Here is a 12842-nt window from a genome sequence, read left to right as displayed (position 1 = left end):
CGATCGTGCCGATGTTGCAGTGCGGTTTGCCGCGCTCAAACTTTTCCTTTGCCATCTTTCCAGACGTCTCACCTCTAGGGGGTCGACTGCGACCCGGTTTCGCATCGCGGGCCGTTTATTGGGTCAGGAGCGGAAAATCAAGCGTCTGTTGATATCTGCGGCCCCAAAGCCACGCTAATTCGGTCACGCTTTCGCGCGTCCGGCCCGCCTCCGCCGATGCCGCGGGGGCAGAACCCGCGTCTGGAACGCGGCAGCCGAGGCCGCCGCGGCCTTCTTCTAGGTCCAAATATCCCGGGGGTGAATTGGCCGTCAGGCCAAGAGGGGGCAGCGCCCCCTCTTCTATTCCCGATGCGCGCCCGGCACCCAGAGCACATCCGCCGTGCCGCCGTCATTGGCCATGCGCGCGGCGCAGAAGAACCAATCGCTGAGCCGGTTGAGGTATGTCACCGCATGGGTGTTCACCTCCTCCGAGGCCGCCAGCTCGACCGAGCGGCGCTCGGCGCGGCGGGCGACGGTGCGGCACTGGTGCAGGAAGGCCGAGGCCGGCGAGCCCCCGGGCAGCACGAAGCTGCGCAGCGGCTCAAGCTGCGCCGTCATCGCATCCATCTCGGCCTCGAGCCGTTCGACCTGCGCCTGCGTCACCCGCAGCACCGGGTAGCCGGCCTCGGCGTCGCGCGCCATGTCGGGGCGGCCGAGATCGGAGCCGAGGTCGAAGAGATCGTTCTGAATCCGCGCCAGCGCCACATCGAGATCGCCCTCCGCGTGCAGCCGCGCCAGCCCCACCACCGAGTTCAGCTCGTCCACCGTGCCATAGGATTCGACCCGCGCACAGTATTTCGGCACGCGGGTGCCATCGACGAGCGCCGTGTCGCCCTTGTCGCCGGTGCGGGTGTAGATCTTGTTGAGCACAATCATCGTCAGCTTCTCCGGACCAGGACGAACAACAGGATCAGCAACACCGCGATGAACTGCGCGATGATGCGCCAGCGCATCGCCTTGTTGGCGTATTTCTTGTTGAAGGCCCCGCCCTTGGCAAAAGACCCGATGCCGAAGAGCAGGATGCCCACGACCGCCATCATCACGACGGCCACGACCAGAAACAGCGGATCCTTCTGCATTGCGCAGCCTCCCTATCCTCATTGCCTCCACATAGCCGCTTCGGGTCCAAAAGCGAAGGCAGCGCAGCTGCGACCTTAGCGCGCCGCCCTGCACCGCGTCACTGTCACCGGGCGCGGGCGATGAGCAGGTCGAGCAGCCCGGTCGGCAGCAGGCGGCGCAGCGTGCCCATGATATGCGTCGCGGTGGTGACATAGTAGCGCGGCGCGGGGTGGTCGCTCTCAAGTGCGAGGATCAGCTTCTCGGTGACCGCCGAGCCGGGCAGCTCGAAGGTGTCCGGCTTGCCACCCGAGGGCGCGTAGAGCCGCTTGAGCAGCGAGCCCTCGTACTGCGCGCGGCGCGGGCTCGCCTGCCAGTCCACCCATTTCTCGAAATGCGGAACCGAATTGGCGCGGATGCGCGAGGTGATCGGGCCGGGCTCGAGCAGGATCACCCTGATCGGCGTGTCCGACATCTCGATGCGCAGTACGTCGGTCAGCCCCTCGAGCGCGTGCTTGGTCGACACATAGGCGCCGCGCCAGGGCATCGGCACGATCCCCAGCACGGAGGAGCAGTTGATGATCCGCCCGTGGCCCTGCGCCCGCATCACCGGGATCACCATGCGGGTCAGCGTATGCCAACCGAAGAGGTTGACCTCGAAAATCTCGCGCAGCGCGCCGGTGGGCAAATCCTCGAGCGCGCCGGGCGCGGCATGGGCGCCATTGTTGTAGAGCGCATCGAGCGTGCCGCCGGTGGCCGCCAGAACCTCGGCCAGCGCCTGCTCCATCGAAGCTTCGTCGGTATAGTCGAGCCGCGGGCTTTCGAAGCCCATCAGCCGCATGCGGGCGCAATCCTCCTCGCGGCGGCAGCTGGCGAAGACGCGCCAGCCGCGGGCCCGCAGACCGCGGGCGGCCGCCTCGCCGATCCCCGAGGAACAGCCGGTGATGAGAATGGATTTCCGCGGAGACTTTGCCCCGCCCTGCGCCCCTGTCTGCGCCTCTGTCTGCGCCATCGTGCCTGCCCTGCCGTCTGTGCCTTGCCTGTCGACCGAAGGGATAGGCGAGGCCGCGGCGGGCTGCAATCGGCCGCCGTGTCCGGCGGCCGCGTGGGGCGCAGCTCAGTTGGCGGCGCTCAGATAGGCGTCATACATCCAACCGGCGGTGCCGCCGCCCTGCGCCTGCAGCTTCACCCAGCCGTCGCCCGGGTCGGAAAGGATCTCCACCGCGTCACCCTCTGCGAGTTGGCCGACAACAGAATACTCGGTGCTCGGCCCGTAGCGCAGGTTCACCCGCGTGCCGGTCACCCTGCGCAGATCGACGGGGGTGCTGTCCGCCGCGGCGGCGGTGGCCGGCACCGCGCCCTCCGGATCGAAGCTGGCCGAGATCGGCTGGTTGGGCACCGCCGCGAGCGACACGTCGATCACGTCGTCGGAAATCGCCCCTTTGACGAGCGTCGCCGATTCGGGGGCCGTGACATCCGCCAGCGAGGCGGTGCTGGCGCGGGTGACCTCGGGAGTCGGCGCCGGATCTCGGACGGGCCGCGCCTCGGCCATGGTCGCGAATCCGCCGGCGATGAGGTTGGGCAACTCGACGGAATGCATCCCGGGCTCGAATTCGGCACCACCGGAGAGCGAGTACCAGGCCCAGCCGAGCAGGGCAAAGGTCATGACCATAAGACTTTTCATGCTGGAATCTCCGGAAGAGGAAAGGGCTGGCTGAAAAGGGCCGCATGCGCACCGCTCAAATACTCGGCGTCACACACACCATAGTTGATTCCGGCACTCGGCTTAAGCGGAAACCGGGAAAAATTTGCGCGTCGCAGATTTCCCCCGGAGGATTGCTTGCCCGCGCTTTTCTGCGCGGGTATCACAATATCCATGAATGATACCGTCGATGACCCCAACATGAACCCTCGTAACGTGGCAGAGACCCTGCGCCGGGCGATCGGCGAGCGCTATCTGACATATGCATTGTCGACGATCATGAACCGGGCGCTGCCAGACGCTCGGGACGGGCTCAAACCCGTGCATCGTCGTATCCTTTATGCAATGCGCCGGCTGCGACTTAGTTCCACCGGGGGCTTCCTTAAGTCGGCAAAAATCTCCGGCGACACGATGGGGGATTTCCACCCGCATGGTGACATGGCGATCTACGACGCCATGGCCCGCCTCGCGCAGGATTTCACCATCCGCTACCCGCTGGTCGACGGCCAGGGCAACTTCGGCAATATCGACGGCGACAACCCGGCGGCCTCGCGCTACACCGAGGCGCGGATGACGATCATGGCCGAGGCGCTGCTGCAGGGCCTCGACGAAGACGCGGTAGACTATCGCCCGAACTACGACGGCCGCCTCGAAGAGCCCATCGTCCTGCCCGCCTCTTATCCGAACCTGCTCGCCAATGGATCGAGCGGCATCGCCGTGGGCATGGCGACCAACATCCCGCCGCACAACATCGGCGAGCTGATCGACGCCTGCCTGCATCTCATCAAATCGCCGAACGCTGCGGATGAGACGCTGCTTAACCACGTCCCCGGCCCCGATTTCCCCACCGGCGGGGTGATCGTCGAGCCACGCGCGAACATCGCCCAGGCCTATGCGACGGGCCGCGGCTCGATCCGCCTGCGCGCCAAGTGGGAGGTCGAGGATCTCGGCCGCGGCATGTGGCAGGCGGTGGTCACCGAGATCCCATACCAGGTGCAGAAGTCCAAGCTGGTCGAGCGGCTGGCCGAGCTGATCCAGACCAAGAAGGTCCCGATCCTCGCCGACATCCGCGACGAGAGCGCCGAGGACATCCGCATGGTGCTCGAGCCTAAGACCAAGAACGTCGACCCCGACGTGCTGATGAACATGCTGTTCCGCAACTCGGATCTCGAGATCCGCTTCTCGCTGAACATGAACGTGCTGATCGACGGGGTGACGCCGAAGGTCTGCTCGCTCAAGGAGGTGCTGCGCGCCTTCCTCGACTTCCGGCGCGACGTGCTCTGCCGCCGCTCGCGGCACCGGATGGAAAAGATCGACCACCGGCTCGAGGTGCTGGAGGGCCTGATCATAGCCTTCCTCAACCTCGACCGCGTCATCGACATCATCCGCTACGACGAGGACCCCAAGGCCGCGCTGATGCGCGAGGACTGGAGCCGCAAGATCGCCCGCGCCACCTCCGAGGCCGACTATGTCTCCCCTGCGAAGGTCTCGGGCGAGGAGTTCGGGCTCACCGAGGTGCAGACCGAGGCCATCCTCAACATGCGTCTGCGCAGCTTGCGCAAGCTCGAGGAGATGGAACTGGTCGCCGAACGCGACAAGCTGATGGAGGAACGCGCCGGGCTCGAGGACCTGCTGGCCAGCGAAGAGCTGCAGTGGAAGACCATCTCGAGCGAGCTGCGCGAGGTGAAGAAGGCCTTCACCAAGGGGCTCGAACGCGGGGCACGCCTCACCACCTTCGCCGAGGCCGGCGAGGCCGAGGAGGTGCCGCTCGAGGCGATGATCGAGCGCGAGCCGATCACCGTGGTCTGCTCGCAGATGGGCTGGATCCGCGCGATGAAGGGCCATATCGACCTTGGCTCCGAGCTGAAGTTCAAGGACGGCGACGGCCCGCGCTTCATCTTCCACGCCGAGACCACCGATCGGCTGCTGGTGTTCGGCTCGAACGGGCGCTTCTACACGCTCTCGGCCGCCAACCTGCCCGGCGGACGGGGCATGGGCGAGCCGCTGCGCCTGATGGTCGACCTGCCCAACGAGGCGCAGATCATCGACATCTTCAGCCACGTGCCCGACCGGAAGCTGCTGGTCGCCTCGTCGGCGGGCGACGGCTTCCTGGTGCCCGAGGCCGACGTGCTGGCCCAGACCCGTACCGGCCGCCAGGTGCTCAACGTCCGCGACGACGTGGTCGCCAAGGTCTGCAAGCCGGTGCAGGGCGATGCCGTCGCCGTGGTGGGCGAGAACCGCAAGGTGCTGGTCTTCATGCTCGACGAGCTGCCCGAGATGGGCCGCGGCAAGGGTGTGCGTCTGCAGAAGTACAAGGATGGCGGCCTGTCCGACATCACCACCTTCACGCTGGCCGACGGTCTCAGCTGGAAGGACCCGGCCGGGCGCACCCGCACCGAGACGGACCTCAGCGAGTGGATCGCCAAGCGCGCCACCGCGGGCCGCATGGCGCCGCGGGGCTTCCCGAGGAACAACACCTTCACCTGATCCGCAAAGGGCCGCCTCCGGGCGGCCCTTCTGCTTTGCGGCGCAGGGGTTTTCCGCCCCTGTGTCGAATCATCCGGCTTCCAGCCTTCTGCCGCGCCCCGCTCCCGCCCGCGGGACTGCACAAATTCGGTGCACAGCGCAAAATCCGGCTGAATCCGTTTCCGACCCTTCAAAATTCCGCCGCGACATCGCCGCCACGCGCGGCGCCTGACCTCGCGCAAACGCGGCGTCGTTTTGCTGCGGATGCGCAAATTGACTCTGTTTCCCCAGCGTTCACTTCGCTATCACCCCACGGGAGAATACGAAATGCCGCGTCCCGCGCGGCGAAACCTAGGGAGAGATCCGCTCATGAAGGTGCTTGTGCCCGTGAAGCGCGTGATCGACTACAACGTGAAAGTCCGCGTGAAAGCGGATGGCACGGGCGTCGATCTTGCCAACGTCAAGATGTCGATGAACCCCTTCGACGAGATCGCCGTCGAAGAGGCGATCCGCCTGAAGGAGGCCGGCAAGGCCGAAGAGGTCATCGTCGTTTCCATCGGAGTGAAGCAGGCCCAGGAAACCCTGCGCACCGCGCTGGCCATGGGCGCAGACCGCGCCATCCTGGTGACCGCTGCCGAGGACGTGCACACCGATATCGAGCCGCTCGCCGTCGCCAAGGTCCTCGCCAAGATCGTCGCCGAAGAGGCACCGGGTCTGGTGATCATGGGCAAGCAGGCGATCGACAACGACATGAACGCCACCGGCCAGATGCTCGCCGGGCTGCTCGGCTGGGCACAGGCAACCTATGCAAACAAGCTCGACGTGGAGGGCGATGCCGCCACCGTCGCGCGCGAGGTGGACGGCGGCCTACAGACCGTCAAGGTCACCCTGCCGGCGATCATTACCGCCGACCTGCGCCTCAACGAGCCGCGCTACGCCTCGCTGCCGAACATCATGAAGGCCAAGAAGAAGCCGCTCGACGAGAAGACCGCCGCTGATTTCGGCATCGACGTCTCGCCGCGCCTCGAGATCGTCAAGACCTCGGAGCCCGCGGAACGCGCTGCCGGCATCAAGGTGGGCTCGGTCGACGAGCTCGTGGCGAAACTGAAAGACGTGGGGGCTCTCTGATGGCTGTTCTCCTTCTTGCTGAAATCAACGACGGCGCCCTGGCGCTGGACGCCACCGCCAAGGCGGTGAACGCGGCCGCGAAACTGGGCGACGTCACCATCCTCGCCGCTGGCGCCTCGGCTGCCGCGGCCGCCGAGGAAGCCGCCAAGATCGACGGCGTGGCCAAGGTGCTGGTTGCCGAGGACGCGCTCTACGGCCACCGCCTTGCCGAGCCGGTCGCTGCGCTGATCGTGTCGCTTGCCGGCGATTACAGCCACATCGTCGCTCCGGCCACCACCGACGCGAAGAACATCCTGCCGCGCGTCGCCGCGCTGCTCGACGCGATGATCCTGACCGATGTGACCGCCGTGGTGGACGCCGACACCTTCGAGCGCCCGATCTACGCCGGCAACGCCATCCAGACGGTAAAGTCGAAGGATGAAAAGAAGGTTATCACCTTCCGGACCTCCACCTTCGAAGCCGCCGCTTCCACCGGCTCCGCCCCGGTCGAGACCATCGGCGCGGGCGACAACCCGGCCCTGTCCGAATGGGTCGAGGACAAGATGGCCGAGAGTGACCGTCCGGAGCTGACCTCGGCGAAGATCGTCGTCTCGGGTGGCCGTGGCGTCGGCTCGGAAGAGGATTTCGCGCTGATCGAGAAGCTCGCCGACAAGCTGGGCGCCGCCGTGGGCGCCTCGCGCGCCGCGGTGGACAGTGGCTTTGCGCCGAACGACTGGCAGGTCGGCCAGACCGGCAAGGTCGTGGCGCCGGATCTCTACATCGCCGTCGGCATCTCGGGCGCGATCCAGCACCTCGCGGGCATGAAGGACAGCAAGGTGATCGTCGCGATCAACAAGGACGAGGAGGCGCCGATTTTCCAGGTTGCCGACTTCGGCCTCGTCGCCGACCTCTTCACCGCCCTGCCCGAGCTGACCGACAAGGTCTGAACCGCGCGCACAGAGATAGTAAAAGGCCCGCCCTTTCCGGCGGGCCTTTTCATTTCAGAACAGGAATTTGGCCAGCATCCAGAGCCCCATGGCGATCATCGCGAGGTTCTCTGTCAGCGACACGAAGCCCAGCGGCACGTTGCTGCCACCACCGACGCAGGCGCATTTGAGCTCGCGCTTGTCCACGTAGACCGCCTTGAACACCGAGACCGCGCCGATCGTGCCGATGACCAGCGCCACGGGGGCGGCGAGCCATGTCAGCACCCCGGCAAGCATCAGCAGGCCCGCGCCGGTTTCGGCAAACGGGTAGACGTAGCCGTAGCGGACGTGGCGCTGCGCCAGGAGGTCATAGTTCAGGAACATGGTCTGAAAGCTCTCGACGTCCTGCAGCTTCTGGAGGCCGAGCAACACCATGCCGAAGGCGATGAACCACTCGATCACCCGCCACGAAAGCAGCGTGCCCAGCACCAGCCAACTCAGCGCCAGAGCCATCAGGAAGGCCACGGCAAAGATCGCGATGACCGGGCGGTAGGACGTGGCCTCCGGGTCGCGCACCGATTTGCCGAAGTGCCGGCGGACATCCTCGTAGCCGCCGATCCTGTTGCCGCCGATGAAGGTCTGCGGCGTCGTCCTTACCCCGTGCTCGCGCTGAAAGGCCTCGGTCTGCTCCTTGCTGCGGAGCGGGTGGTCATGCACCTCGTAGCCCTCGCGCTCCAGAAGGTCCTTTGTCTTCAGACCCCAGGGACACAGGTGTTTCGGCATGACCATACGGTAGAGGTCTGCGTCGCGAATCTCGTCCTTTGGCATGGGAATCTCCGGCTGCTGTCGCGGACCCAACGCACGCGCGCCGCACTCGTTGCGTGCGCGCTTGTCCCGCACGCCCGTGCAGCAACGCACCCGCGGTGTGCGCCCGGGGGCATTGTCCCTGCGCCATTCGAGCGTAGGTAATGGCCCAAGGCACGGCCACGTTCCTCCCCGGCCGCCCACTCCCTCATGAACGCAGAAGGACAGCTCCCATGTCTCTCAAAGTGAAAATCATCCTCGGTTCCACCCGCCCCGGCCGCATCGTTCCGATCGTCGGCAAATGGGTCGAGGAGATCGCGCGCCAGCAGAACGACTTCGACGTCGAAGTCGTCGACCTCAAGGAAATCAACCTGCCGCTGCTCGACGAGGCCGGCCACCCGCGCGCCCAGGCCTACGAGCACGAGCACACCAAGAAATGGGCTGCCAAGGTCGCCGAGGCCGATGCCTTCGTCTTCCTGACCCCGGAATACAACAGCTTCCCCTCGGCCGCGCTGGTCAACGCCATCCAGGCGCTCGCCGTGGAGTGGGAGCGCAAGGTCGCGGCCGTGGTCAGCTACGGCGGCGTCTCGGGCGGCATGCGCGCCGCGCAGGAGCTGCGCCAGCTGCTGGTCAACATGAACGTCATGGCGCTGCCGCAGTCGGTGCCGGTGCCCTTCGTGTTCAACTACATTGGCGAGGATGGCGTGCTGCGCCCCGAGCAACCGGTCGTCGACGGCCTCAAGGGCATGTTCAACGAGCTGGCCGTCTGGGGCGAGGCGCTGAAGCCCTCGCGCGCCAAGGCCGCCTGATCGGCCCTGCCGCACGAATCGGAACGCGAAACGCCCGGCCATCGGCCGGGCGTTTTTTTCTGTTCCTCGGGCGTGAGCCCTTCGTTCAGCTCGACACCTGCTCGCGCAGGATCGAGGCGGTGAGCGAGATCATCAGGTAGATTCCCGAGAAGATCAGGAAAGCGAGGATCGTGTTCTCGAAGCTGCGCGGGTAGCTCGGGTCCTGCGAGGCCACCGGCTCCACCGAGGTGGTCAGGTAGCGCGCCTGGCTCTCGGCATCACGCCGCGCCTGTTCGAGCCGCTCCAGCGCGGTCTGCAGCATCAGGTCGCGGGTGGCGAGATCAGCCTGCGCCAACTGGATCTGCACCGCCTTCTCGGCCAGCGAATCCTCGCCCGTGGTGGCGCTGGTCATCTGCGCATTGAGATCAACCAGCAGCGCATCAAGCCGCCGCACGTCGCCCTGCGCCCCTTCGACGCGACTGCTGTTCGGCCGGGCGTTGTCAAGCAGCGCCTGCAGGGTCAGCTGCTTCTCCTGCAGCTGCACCTCGACATTGCTGATCTGCGTGCGCAGCGAGGCAATGCGTCCCTCGGGATCGATCACCGACCCCTGCTGCTGCAGGCGCACCAGCTTCTCCTGCGCCTCCTGCCGTTCGGCCTGCGCCTCCTGGAGCCCCACTTCGGCGTCGGACACCGCGTTGGAGCGCTTGCGCAGCGACAGGTTGTCGACCCGGGTCTCGGCATAACCGATCAGCGCCCGGCTGAAGCGCGCGGCGGTCTCGGGGTCGGCGGCCTGCACCTCCATCTTCACCACGCCCTCGGTCGGATCGTAGCCGATCTCGATGTTGCGCTTGTAGATGCCGTAGGCGTCTTCGTTCGAAGCCCCCTCGTCGAGCCGCTGCAGGGGGTCGATCCAATCCTGCTGGTAATGCGCCTTGAAGCCCTCGTCGCGGTCGAGCCGCAGCATGGCGTCCTTGGACATCAGGTAGCTCTGCACCGCGATCGCGTCCTGGTTGGTGGCGAACTGCGTGCCCGAAAAGAGACTGCCCATCGACGAGGCGGAGCTCTCGGCCTTGAGGATCAGGAACTCGGACTTGGTGGCATACATCGGCGTCGCCACCACGTAGAAGTAGTAACCTGCCAGCACCGTCGGCAGCATCACGAAAAAGGCCAGCCGGCCCAGCAGCATCGTCTGCTTTTTGCGGCGGCGCTTGGCCAGCTCCTGCTGGATCTTCATGATCTCGGCGGCGCGGCGCTCGGCGGGGCTGGCGGTCTGGGTCGACGGGAGCTGGGTCCGAGGTGCTACCGGCTCCGGCAATCCCTCGCCGCTGGAAGGCAGCACAGGCAGACCAGCCTCGGGACCTCTGGAGCCACGGCCGCTGCCCGCCTCGGGCACCACCAGCTCGAGCATCGAGCTGCGCTGGAACGGATCGATCCCCCGCGCCCGCAACATGCGCACCGCGTCGTAATCCGAGGCTGGCTCGAATCCGTTCTTCTGCGCCACCCGGCGGGCAAGCCGCAGCTGGCGGCCGGTGAGCCCTTCGGCCCGGATCGCGTCGAGATCGGTGGGCGCCGCCTTCGGCGCGGCGGCAGCCGCGCTCTCCTGCTCGGCGCCGTGAGCGTCAGGCAGCAGCGATTCCGCCTGCCCGGCGGCGGGCGGAACCTGTCCCGGCTCGGGGCGGCGGATGCGGAACTTCTTAGCCTTGGGTTTCGTAGTCATAGAGCCGTTTCGCTTCTTCCAAGGTGTCAAACTGGTGCAGCTTTCCGTCCATCAGGACCGCCGCCTTGCGGGCGAATTTCTCGAGGATCGCCGGCTGGTGCGAGACGATCACGATGGTCGTGGTGCGCAGGCGTTCCGCGAGGATCTCGCCCGCCTTGCGGTTGAACTCGGCGTCGGTGGAGCTCGGCATGCCCTCGTCGATGAGGTAGATGTCGAAGTCCAGCGCCAGCATCAGCGAGAAGGTGAACCGCGCCTTCATCCCCGACGAATAGGTGCCGATCGGCTGGTCGAAATATTCGCCCAGCCCGCAAAGCCAGCGGCAGAAGGCCTCGACGTACTCGGGATCGAGCCCATACATGCGGGCGATGAAGCGGGCGTTCTCGCGCGCCGAGATCTTCGACACCACGCCGCCCATGAAGCCGAGCGGGAATGACACGCGCGAGGTCCGGCGGATCTCGCCCTCGTCGGGTTTCTCGAGCCCGGCCATCATGCGGATGAGGGTGGTCTTGCCGGTGCCGTTCGGGGCAAGGATCCCAATGCTCTCGCCGACGGTGACCTGGAAGGACACGTGATCAAGGATCACCTTGCGGCGCTCCCCAGTCCAGAAGGACTTGCTGACCATATCGAATTCAATCATCACCCAGCCCCATACACAGGGCCAACATACTCCGGCCCCCGGGTTACGTGACGAATATTTGGCGAATTAGGTCAGATTATGGCCAAAAGTTGAAACATCCCTCCTGTCTTCTCCCCACCCTCTCCAAAGCGCGGACAGTCGTACCCGCCTGTGCCGCCGCGCCACTGCCGCGCCACTGGTAGGCCGAGTCCCCAAGCACTATCTCTGCCACATGACCGAGCGCCTGAGCCCTCTCCGAGACAGCATCGCCACCTGCCGCCTCTGCGCCGAGCGGTTCGCCGCCACCGCCACCCAGCACAGCCCGCGCCCGGTGCCCTGGTTCCGCCCCGGCGCGCGGCTGCTGATCGCCGGGCAGGCACCCGGGATGCGCGTGCACAAATCGGGACGGCCCTTCGACGATCCCTCGGGTGACCGGCTGCGCGACTGGCTCGGCCTCAACAAGGCGGAATTCTGGGACCAATCCCGCGTTGCCATCGTGCCCATGGCCTTCTGCTTCCCGGGCTATGACGCCAAGGGCTCAGACCTGCCACCGCCGCCCATCTGCCGCGCCACCTGGCACGACGCACTCTTCGAGGCGCTCGGCCCGCTCTCCCTGCGGCTTTACGTCGGCGGAGCCGCGCAGCGGTATCATCTCGGCACGAAGACCGGCGTGACCGAGACCGTTGCCGCCTGGCGCGACCATCTTCCCCACGCTCTGCCCTTGCCCCACCCGTCCTGGCGCAATACGGGTTGGCTCAAACGCAATCCGTGGTTCGAGGCCGAGCTCCTGCCCGTCCTGCGCGCCCGTGTCCGCGAGGTCCTGACATGACGATTACACCGCTCGACGCCGCGCTCAGCGCGATGGAGGCCGCCCCCGAGGATGACACCGCCCGCCTGCGCTTCTACGAGCGCCTGGCCGACGGCGAGCTTTTCCTGCTGCTGACCCGCGAAATCGACGGCGACCAGATCGAACCCGAGCTCTTCGACCTCGGCGACGCGCGCTTCGTGCTGGTCTTCGACCGCGAGGAGCGCCTGTCGCAATTCGTCGGCCGCGCCGCGCCCTATGCCGCGCTCTCGGGCCGTGCCGTGGCCAACATGCTCGCCGGGCAGGGCATCGGCCTCGCGGTGAACATCGAGGTCTCCGAGGCCTCCACCCTGCTCCCCGCCGAGGCGGTGGACTGGCTGGCGGCAACGCTCGGGCACGGTCCCCGTGAAGAGGCGGCCCGGATCGAGGAGGTCACCAAGCCCGGCGGCCTGCCCGAGGCGCTGCTCGCGGCGCTCGACACCAAGTTGGCCACCGCCGCCGGCTTCGCTCGCTGCGCCTGGCTCGCTGGCGCCACCTACGAGGGCGGCGGGCGCGGTCACATCCTCGCCTTCGCCGGCGCGGTGCCCGGCGCCGAGGATGCCCTCGCCCGCGCGGTGAACGAGGCGCTGGTCTTCTCCGGCATCGAGGCGGGCGCGCTCGACGTGCTCTTCCTACGCGACAGCGACGAGCTCGCAGCCAGCCTGACCCGTGTCGGCCTGCGCTTCGACCTGCCCGAGATCGAGCAGCCGACACGCGTCGAGCGGATCGCCCCCGGCTCCGACCCCGACAGCCCGCCGATCCTGCGCTGAGCCGGGC

Annotated in this window: 13 protein-coding genes; 6 read left to right on the top strand and 7 right to left on the bottom strand. The window is 66.7% G+C overall.

Going from position 1 to position 12842, the window contains the following annotated elements; translation table 11 throughout:
- Nucleotides 1-339 precede the first annotated feature (339 nt).
- From CLG85_RS14985 to CLG85_RS14970, 4 genes are all read right to left on the bottom strand, one after another.
- Complete coding sequence (locus CLG85_RS14985) at nt 340-915, bottom strand: cob(I)yrinic acid a,c-diamide adenosyltransferase (protein WP_260349488.1); 576 nt, start codon at nt 913-915, stop codon at nt 340-342.
- 2 nt (nt 916-917) lie between these two features.
- Nucleotides 918-1118, bottom strand: coding sequence for a twin transmembrane helix small protein (locus CLG85_RS14980; RefSeq protein WP_095882681.1), 201 nt, complete (start codon nt 1116-1118; stop codon nt 918-920).
- A gap of 104 nt (nt 1119-1222) precedes the next feature.
- Nucleotides 1223-2107 carry an SDR family NAD(P)-dependent oxidoreductase gene (locus CLG85_RS14975; protein ID WP_095882680.1) on the bottom strand — a complete coding sequence of 295 codons (885 nt, stop codon included), beginning with the start codon at nt 2105-2107 and terminating at the stop codon, nt 1223-1225.
- A gap of 105 nt (nt 2108-2212) precedes the next feature.
- Complete coding sequence (locus tag CLG85_RS14970; RefSeq protein WP_095882679.1) at nt 2213-2779, bottom strand: SH3 domain-containing protein; 567 nt, start codon at nt 2777-2779, stop codon at nt 2213-2215.
- A 192-nt stretch (nt 2780-2971) separates the two neighbouring features.
- Between CLG85_RS14970 and CLG85_RS14965 the strand changes: the two genes are divergently transcribed.
- The 3 genes from CLG85_RS14965 (at nt 2972) to CLG85_RS14955 (ending at nt 7317) form a co-directional block, all read left to right on the top strand.
- A complete protein-coding gene (locus CLG85_RS14965; RefSeq protein WP_095882684.1) occupies nt 2972-5284 on the top strand; it encodes a DNA topoisomerase IV subunit A in 2313 nt (770 codons plus the stop codon).
- Between the two features lie 348 nt (nt 5285-5632).
- Nucleotides 5633-6391, top strand: coding sequence for an electron transfer flavoprotein subunit beta/FixA family protein (locus CLG85_RS14960; RefSeq protein ID WP_095882678.1), 759 nt, complete (start codon nt 5633-5635; stop codon nt 6389-6391).
- Nucleotides 6391-7317 carry an electron transfer flavoprotein subunit alpha/FixB family protein gene (locus tag CLG85_RS14955; RefSeq protein ID WP_260349485.1) on the top strand — a complete coding sequence of 309 codons (927 nt, stop codon included), beginning with the start codon at nt 6391-6393 and terminating at the stop codon, nt 7315-7317. Before CLG85_RS14960 ends, CLG85_RS14955 begins: the two co-directional genes overlap by 1 nt.
- Nucleotides 7318-7371: 54 nt before the next feature.
- Here CLG85_RS14955 and CLG85_RS14950 read toward each other — a convergent pair whose 3' ends face one another.
- On the bottom strand, nt 7372-8124 hold the full coding sequence (locus CLG85_RS14950; protein ID WP_095882677.1) for a glutaredoxin family protein: 753 nt from the start codon (nt 8122-8124) through the stop codon (nt 7372-7374).
- Nucleotides 8125-8333: 209 nt separating this feature from the next.
- Between CLG85_RS14950 and CLG85_RS14945 the strand changes: the two genes are divergently transcribed.
- Nucleotides 8334-8909, top strand: coding sequence for an NADPH-dependent FMN reductase (locus CLG85_RS14945; RefSeq protein ID WP_095882676.1), 576 nt, complete (start codon nt 8334-8336; stop codon nt 8907-8909).
- Between the two features lie 85 nt (nt 8910-8994).
- Here CLG85_RS14945 and CLG85_RS14940 read toward each other — a convergent pair whose 3' ends face one another.
- Both CLG85_RS14940 and CLG85_RS14935 read right to left on the bottom strand, forming a co-directional pair.
- A complete protein-coding gene (locus tag CLG85_RS14940; RefSeq protein ID WP_095882675.1) occupies nt 8995-10605 on the bottom strand; it encodes a KpsE/RkpR family capsule polysaccharide export protein in 1611 nt (536 codons plus the stop codon).
- Nucleotides 10583-11242 carry an ABC transporter ATP-binding protein gene (locus CLG85_RS14935; RefSeq protein ID WP_260349483.1) on the bottom strand — a complete coding sequence of 220 codons (660 nt, stop codon included), beginning with the start codon at nt 11240-11242 and terminating at the stop codon, nt 10583-10585. The genes CLG85_RS14940 and CLG85_RS14935 overlap by 23 nt, the downstream gene beginning before the upstream one ends.
- Nucleotides 11243-11453: 211 nt before the next feature.
- Between CLG85_RS14935 and CLG85_RS14930 the strand changes: the two genes are divergently transcribed.
- Nucleotides 11454-12050 carry a uracil-DNA glycosylase family protein gene (locus CLG85_RS14930; RefSeq protein WP_260349481.1) on the top strand — a complete coding sequence of 199 codons (597 nt, stop codon included), beginning with the start codon at nt 11454-11456 and terminating at the stop codon, nt 12048-12050.
- The gene (locus tag CLG85_RS14925; RefSeq protein WP_224846282.1) at nt 12047-12835 is read left to right on the top strand and encodes an SseB family protein; all 789 of its coding nucleotides are present in this window, start codon (nt 12047-12049) and stop codon (nt 12833-12835) included. Before CLG85_RS14930 ends, CLG85_RS14925 begins: the two co-directional genes overlap by 4 nt.
- The last annotated feature ends 7 nt before the right edge of the window (nt 12836-12842 follow it).

The sequence above is a fragment of the Alloyangia mangrovi genome, from assembly GCF_002300555.2.
GTDB classification, from domain to species: Bacteria; Pseudomonadota; Alphaproteobacteria; order Rhodobacterales; family Rhodobacteraceae; genus Salipiger; species Salipiger mangrovi.
The sequence above is the reverse complement of the archived record's forward strand: the minus strand, read 5'-3'. Positions and strand labels throughout refer to the sequence as shown.